The organism is Aggregatilinea sp. (assembly GCF_036822615.1).
Taxonomy (GTDB): Bacteria; Chloroflexota; Anaerolineae; order Aggregatilineales; family Aggregatilineaceae; genus Aggregatilinea.
Map to the genome: position 1 here is coordinate 17,215 of NZ_DAISHJ010000079.1, position 6,443 is coordinate 23,657.

The window sequence follows — 6,443 nt, forward strand, 5'->3', positions numbered from 1 at the left end:
CCCGGATGCATCCGCGAGCGATGCGCGTGGCTTTTACAGTTATGAGTTCTGGAACGTGCTGTACTTCGGGCTGGCGACCGCCGCCGCCGGGATCGTGATCCTGCTCAGCCGCGCGCGCTGGGCGCTGCCGGGCCGTCTGCGGACCGTGCCGCTGTGGCAGCCGCTGGCCGTCGCGGTGATCGCGGTCGATCTGCTGGCTGCCGGGTGGAACTTCAACACCGCCGCCGATCCCGACTGGCTCGACTACACGCCGCCTTCGGTCGCGTGGCTGCAAGACAAGATGGCGGCGGAAGGCCCCTTCCGCTATACCACGCTCGACCAGGGCGAGCACCCGCTGCACGCCAACAGCACGTGGCAGTACGGCTTGCAGGACGCGCGCGGCTACGACAGCCTGATCCCTAAGCAGTACGCGGACTACATGCGCCTGATCACGCCACAGGGCGGGCTGGACTACAACCGCATCGACCCGATCCAGTGGGACGATAAGGACGCGCTGGCCTCGCCGCTGCTGGACCTGCTCGACGTGCGCTACGTGGTCAGCGACTGGTATCTGGATCCCGACGGCAATGCCGAAGCGGACGCCGCCCGCGCCGAGGAACTCGGTTACACGCTGGTGTACGACGACGGCGCGGTGCGCATCTACGAGAACCTGGACGCCCTGCCGCGCACCTACACGCTGCCCTACACCGATCTGACCGAAGAACTGTGCGGGAGCGCGCCGGACGACTTCGGCACCATCGTACAGAGTCCCGACTTCACCGCCGACCCGCGCCGTGTGGTGATCGAAGGCTTCCCCGGCGGCTCCGGCTGCGACGTGGTCTACGACTGGCCCACCGCCGAGCAGGAAGCGGATCCGGTTCCCGCGACGATCACCGCCTACGGCAGCATCGAGGTCACAGTCGATGCGTCGGTCGATCAGGCGTCGTGGCTGGTCCTGGCCGACTCGTATTATCCCGGCTGGAAAGCCTTCGTGCGTCCCCAGGGCGCAGCGGAGGACCAGGAAGACGAGGTCGAGATCCGGCTGGTGGATGGCAACTTCCGCGGCGTGCGGCTGGCCCCCGGCGCGTGGACCGTGCGGTTCCGCTTCAGCCCGCCGACCTTCCAGATCGGCGCGTTCGGATCGTTCATCAGCGGCATGTTGATCGTCTTCATGCTGATCCTGTGGATCTGGCGGCGCATCTACCGCGAAGACGGCGAGGCCGACAGCGCCAAACGCATCGCCAAAAACAGCCTTGCGCCGATCGTGCTCAACCTGTTCAACCGAGTCATCGACTTTGCGTTCGCGTTCATCATGCTGCGCATCCTCGGCCCGGCGAACGCAGGCGTCTATTACTACGCGATCGTGATCTTCGGCTGGTTCGACATCCTGACCAATTTTGGCCTGAACACATTCCTCACGCGTGAAGTCGCCCGCGACCGCGACCGCGCCGGGCGTTATCTGCTCAACACGACCGCGCTGCGGCTGGCCCTGGTCGTGATCGGCATCCCGCTGCTGGTGCTGTTTTTCGTCGTGCGCGACCGGACGGTGAGCGAGCCGCTCGAAACGCAGGCGGTCGTCGCCATCATCCTGCTGTACGTCGCGCTGCTGCCGGGCAGCATCAGCACCGGCCTGACCGCGCTGTTTTACGCCTTCGAAAAAGCCGAGTTCCCGGCGGCGATCACCACCGTCAGCACCATCGCCAAAGTCACCATCGGCCTGGCGACGCTGCTGCTCGGGTGGGGCGTCGAGGGGCTGGCGGGTGGGGCCGTCGCCACCAACCTGATCACGTTTGCGGTGCTGGCGTGGCTGGCCCGCCCGCTAATTCGGGGGCAGTTCTGGGGACGGCCCGATCACGCCCTGATGCGGCACATGATGGGCGAAAGCTGGCCGCTGATGATCAATCACCTGCTGGCGACCGTCTTCTTCAAGATCGACGTGGTGCTGATGGAAGCCATCAACGGCAACACGGTTGTCGGTCAGTACTCGACCGCGTACAAGTGGCTCGACGCGCTGAACATCATCCCCGCCTTCCTGACGATGGCGTTGCTGCCGGTCATGGCGCGGCAGGCCCACGAGGATCGCGCCGCGCTCAAGCGCAACTATACGCTGGCGGTCAAGCTGCTGCTGATGGTGGCGCTGCCCGTCGCCGTGATCACGACCTTCATCGCGGAGCCGCTGGTGCACTTCCTGGGCGGCGCGGAATATCTGCCCGCGGGCGCGATCGCGTTACAGCTCATGATCTGGAGCATCCTGATCGGCTGGATGAACAGCGTCACCAACTACGTGATCGTCGCGCTGGATCGCCAGCGCACGCTGACGTTTGCGTTCGTGGCGGGCGTAGTGTTCAACCTCACCGCCAACATACTGCTGCTGCCCGCCTACAGCTACCGCGCGGCGGCGATTGTCACGATTTTCTCCGAGGGCGTGCTGTTCGTCGGCTTCTACTGGATCATCCGGCAGGAGTTGGGATCGTTGGGCTGGGGGCACATGTTGGGACGGCTGGCCGTCGCGGGGATCGTGCTGGCGGCGATCACGTGGGGGCTGTGGAGTCTCGCGCCGCTGCTGGCGCTGGCCGCGTCGCCGGTGGTGTACGTCGTGACGCTGCTCGCGCTGCGGCCCTTCCTGCCCGAAGAGCTGGCGCGCATCGCGCCGCTGCTGCCGGGTCCGCTGCGGCGACGCATCGCGGTCGGCGGCTAAGCACTCAATGTCGATCACCGTAGGGGTAGGGCTTGCCCTACCCGGCTTTGCGCACAGCGGGCGGAGCTTGCCCTGCCCATTTTCCGCCCTGTGCGGGATGCGGATCAAAAAAGGCGTATCGCAATACGCCCCTACACATGACTTTCGTTCGGCGCAGGCAATTCATGAATTGCCCCTACGTTCGCTGTTCTTTGGCTCCTGGCTAACCGCTCCCCTGCTACTCGCTGTCCTTCTTCTTCTGCCCGTCGATCGCCGCGCCGATGGCGACGCCCAGCGCGAGGCCGACGCCAATGCCAACGCCAACGTCGTTGAACAGTGCCTGTCCCAGGCCAGCGCCCAGAGCCAGCCCCAGCGCCACCCCGATCGCTATTCCGGATTGCTCGTCACTTGTGCGTGATTTATCGCTCATGGTGCTTCACCTTTCAATGAAAAATCCGGCCACAAGACCGGATTTTCGCTGCAAAACAGGTTACCTGCGGAAACCGGCTGCCCTAGCGGGTGCGGGCCTCTTCTTCGCTCGCCATCTTGATGTTATCGCGTTTGAGCAGCACGACCTTCAGTGAGCGCTGCGTGATCAAGCGGCGTACAACCGGATTGCTTTGCACGGGCAAGACCAAAGTTTGCTCTTCTTTAGCCAGCTCAAAATGATATACATCAACACGGCGGATGCCTGCGTGCCAGTGCTCTTCCAACCCCACGACCGGGCTAACTTGCCAGTCTTCGTTGAGATATTGGATCAGCACGTCGGCAGGAGCATAGGCTTGCGACGTTGGGGACCAATGCCGCCGGGTATCGGTTGAACGCAGCTCCATTTCCAAAAATGATGCTGCAGCGCGTCCCATAGAGGTTGCCTCCTTACCTAAAAACCTTCACTATTCAAATTCCTTACGACAAAGTTACGGCTAGACAGAGAAGAGTTTAACGCCAAAGATTAAATAAATCACAAGAGGGCTATAAAAATCTTTTAGCTTGACCATCCGGGGGTGGATTTGCGGCACTCTTGACCGCCCCTGGCTGCCGGGCTAGAATACGCCCGATCATCTCTGTTTTTTTGATTATAGCATAGAGGGGTAAAGATCCGTGGCGACACTTATTCAAATTGGTGAGATCGCCCAATACGATGGGCAGGAAGTCACCGTTCGGGGTTGGCTGTACAACCGGACCGACAAGGGCCGCCTGCAATTTTTGCTGGTCCGCGACGGCACGGGAATCGCCCAATGTGTCGCCTTCAAGAAGGATCTGCCGGAAGACGTCTTCGAGGCGGCCCGTGCGCTGACGCAGGAAAGCTCGGTGATGATCACCGGCATCGTGCGCGGCGACGAGCGCGCTCCCGGCTATCCCGGCGGCTTCGAGATCGGCATCACCAACCTGGAAACGATCCAGATCGCTGAGGAATACCCGATCCAGCCCAAGGATCACGGCGTCGAGTTCCTCATGGACCAGCGCCACCTGTGGCTGCGCTCGCTGCGCCAGTGGGCGATCCTGCGCATCCGCGCGACGATCATCCACACCATTCGCACGTGGCTGGACGATCGCGGTTACCTGCTGGTCGATACGCCCATCCTGACGCCCGCCGCAGGTGAAAACACCACGACGCTGTTCGAGATCGACTACTTCGGCGAACCGGCCTACCTTGCGCAGACCGGCCAGCTTTATAACGAGGCCAATATCGGCGCGTTCGGCAAGGTGTACTGCTTCGGCCCCACCTTCCGCGCGGAAAAATCGAAGACGCGCCGTCACCTGATGGAATTCTGGATGGTCGAGCCGGAAATGGCCTTCTATTCGCTCGAAGACCTGATGGCGATGGAAGAAGAGTTCGTCAGCGCCATCGTCGCTGCCGTGCTCGACAAGCACCGCATGGAGCTTGAAATTCTGGAGCGCGACGTCGCGCGGCTGGAAACGATCAAAGCGCCGTTCCACCGCATCAGCTATGACGAGGCCGTCGAGCGGCTGCAAGCGCTGATCGAAACCATCGACGATCCCGAGCGCAAAGCCGAGCTGGCGATCACCTGGGGCGACGACTTCGGCGCGCCGCACGAAACCGCCATCGCGGAGATGTTCGACCGGCCCGTGTTCGTCTACCATTACCCCACGGCGGCGAAGGCGTTTTACATGCAGCCCGTCGATGGGCGGCCCGAAGTCTGCCGCAGCGTGGACCTGCTCGCGCCGGAAGGCTACGGGGAGATCACGGGCGGCAGCGAGCGTATTTACGATCCCGAGCTGCTGCGCCAGCGCATCGACGAGATCGGCATTTCGCCCGAAAATTACAAGTGGTATCTGGACCTGCGCAAGTACGGCAGCGTGCCGCACGCCGGGTTCGGTTTGGGCGTGGAGCGCACGGTCGCGTGGATCTGCGGGCTGCCGCACATCCGCGAAACGATCCCGTACGCGCGCATGTTGAACCGGCTCTACCCATAGCCGGTCAAACGGCCAACCTTATGTCAGTTCATGAAGCCCGAAAGCAGGTGCGCTTGCTGCTGGATGATTCGAGCGCGGCGGACGCCCCCACAGCTTACTATGCGCTTTTCCACCCGCCGGAGCGCTCCGCGATCTTCACTCAGAAGGACAGCGCGGGGCGGGTGGTGGGCTTCGCGGGTCGATTCCAGACGGGGATCGACCTGTTCCGCCCGCTGATGACCCTGCGCTGCACCGATCCGGCGTGCGCCGCCGACGTGCTGTCGCGCGCGCTGCTGCCGGGGCGCCCGTATATCTTCTTCGCCAACGCCAACCAGCTTCCGCTGGTGGGCGGCAGTCTGCGCGTCGAAAACGAGCGTATCCTCAACATCTATCACCTGGATGTGTCGCGCTTCAAACCGGAACTGAACGTCCTGGTCCAGACGCGTAAAACCGCCGACGGCTTGCCGCGCTGCGTGATCAGCGCCAACGGGCTGGAAGCGGTCGCCGGGCTGAACTGGAAAAGCCCGGCCTTCGCGGAGATCTACGTGCACGTCGATGCGCAGGCCCGCCAGCGCGGATGGGGGCGCAGCGTCGCGGCGGCCATCACGCAGTTGGTGCTGGCCGAAGGGCGCGTGCCGCTCTATCTGGTCGAATCGGACAACGAGCCATCGCTGCGTCTGGCGGAAAGCTTGGGCTATGTCAGCACCGGCGCGCGCCAGGTCTATGCCGACGCAGTGTATCTGGGCCATCCCGAAGCGCTTGAGCGCGAGCGCGAATAAATCACCTCTTCCGGCGCGGCTGCAAGTCTGAGGCGGACGGCGAGTTATGGTCGATTTCACCCTGCACTTCCCGGACAACTTCCTGTGGGGCACGGCGACCGCCGCGCATCAGGTCGAGGGCCAGCCCGCCCCGAGCAACTGGTCCGCGTGGGAACAGCAGCCGGGGCACATCTACCAGGACCAGACCGCCAGCGCCGCCTGCAGGGGCGCGGTCTTCTCGGCCTTGATCAGCATACGCACCCGATGCCGACCGCGCACCCGGGCAATCGGTGCGGGCGCGGGACCGAAGATCTGTGCGCCGATCCGGTGCAGGGGCGCCGCGCGCCGCGCCAGTTCGGCGCCAATGTCGAACAGCGGCTGCAGATCGGGGCCCGACAGGATGATCCCGGCCATCCGCCCGAAAGGCGGCACCCCCTGCGCGCGGCGCTGCGCGGCCTCTTCGCGCCAGAAGGCCTCTTCCTCGCCGCTCAGGATGGCGCGGATCACCGGATGTTCGGGCTGATAGCTTTGCAGCAGCGCCAGCCCCGGCTTTTCTGCCCGCCCCGCGCGCCCCGCGACCTGCCGCATCAGTTGAAAGGTGCGTTCCGCCG

The 6,443-nt window shown here is 63.9% G+C and carries 5 protein-coding genes and 2 pseudogenes; 4 read left to right on the forward strand and 3 right to left on the reverse strand.

All coding sequences use genetic code 11. From position 1 onward, the window contains the following. A partial coding sequence (locus V7116_RS18100) for a flippase (RefSeq protein ID WP_324393369.1) occupies window positions 1-2,677 on the forward strand: 2,677 nt, incomplete at its 5' end. Between the two features lie 217 nt (window positions 2,678-2,894). On the opposite strand, the gene V7116_RS18105 is transcribed toward V7116_RS18100, so the two are convergent. Together V7116_RS18105 and V7116_RS18110 are read right to left on the reverse strand one after the other, a co-directional pair. Beyond that, window positions 2,895-3,086: a hypothetical protein gene (locus V7116_RS18105; protein ID WP_324393370.1), complete on the reverse strand. Its 192-nt coding sequence runs from the start codon at window positions 3,084-3,086 to the stop codon at window positions 2,895-2,897. Window positions 3,087-3,168: 82 nt separating this feature from the next. Next, a complete protein-coding gene (locus V7116_RS18110) occupies window positions 3,169-3,519 on the reverse strand; it encodes a hypothetical protein (protein ID WP_324393371.1) in 351 nt (116 codons plus the stop codon). Window positions 3,520-3,757: 238 nt separating this feature from the next. Between V7116_RS18110 and asnS the strand changes: the two genes are divergently transcribed. The 3 genes and pseudogenes from asnS to V7116_RS25865 form a co-directional block, all read left to right on the forward strand. Continuing rightward, window positions 3,758-5,095 (forward strand): asparagine--tRNA ligase, encoded by a 1,338-nt coding sequence (asnS, locus tag V7116_RS18115; RefSeq protein WP_324393372.1) that lies wholly within the window; start codon window positions 3,758-3,760, stop codon window positions 5,093-5,095. Window positions 5,096-5,115: 20 nt separating this feature from the next. Beyond that, window positions 5,116-5,853 (forward strand): GNAT family N-acetyltransferase, encoded by a 738-nt coding sequence (locus tag V7116_RS18120; protein WP_324393373.1) that lies wholly within the window; start codon window positions 5,116-5,118, stop codon window positions 5,851-5,853. Window positions 5,854-5,899: 46 nt separating this feature from the next. Beyond that, window positions 5,900-5,995: pseudogene (locus tag V7116_RS25865) on the forward strand (family 1 glycosylhydrolase); the annotation flags it as partial. Between the two features lie 29 nt (window positions 5,996-6,024). Here V7116_RS25865 and V7116_RS18125 read toward each other — a convergent pair. After that, window positions 6,025-6,443 (reverse strand): annotated as a pseudogene (locus V7116_RS18125) (hypothetical protein); the annotation flags it as partial.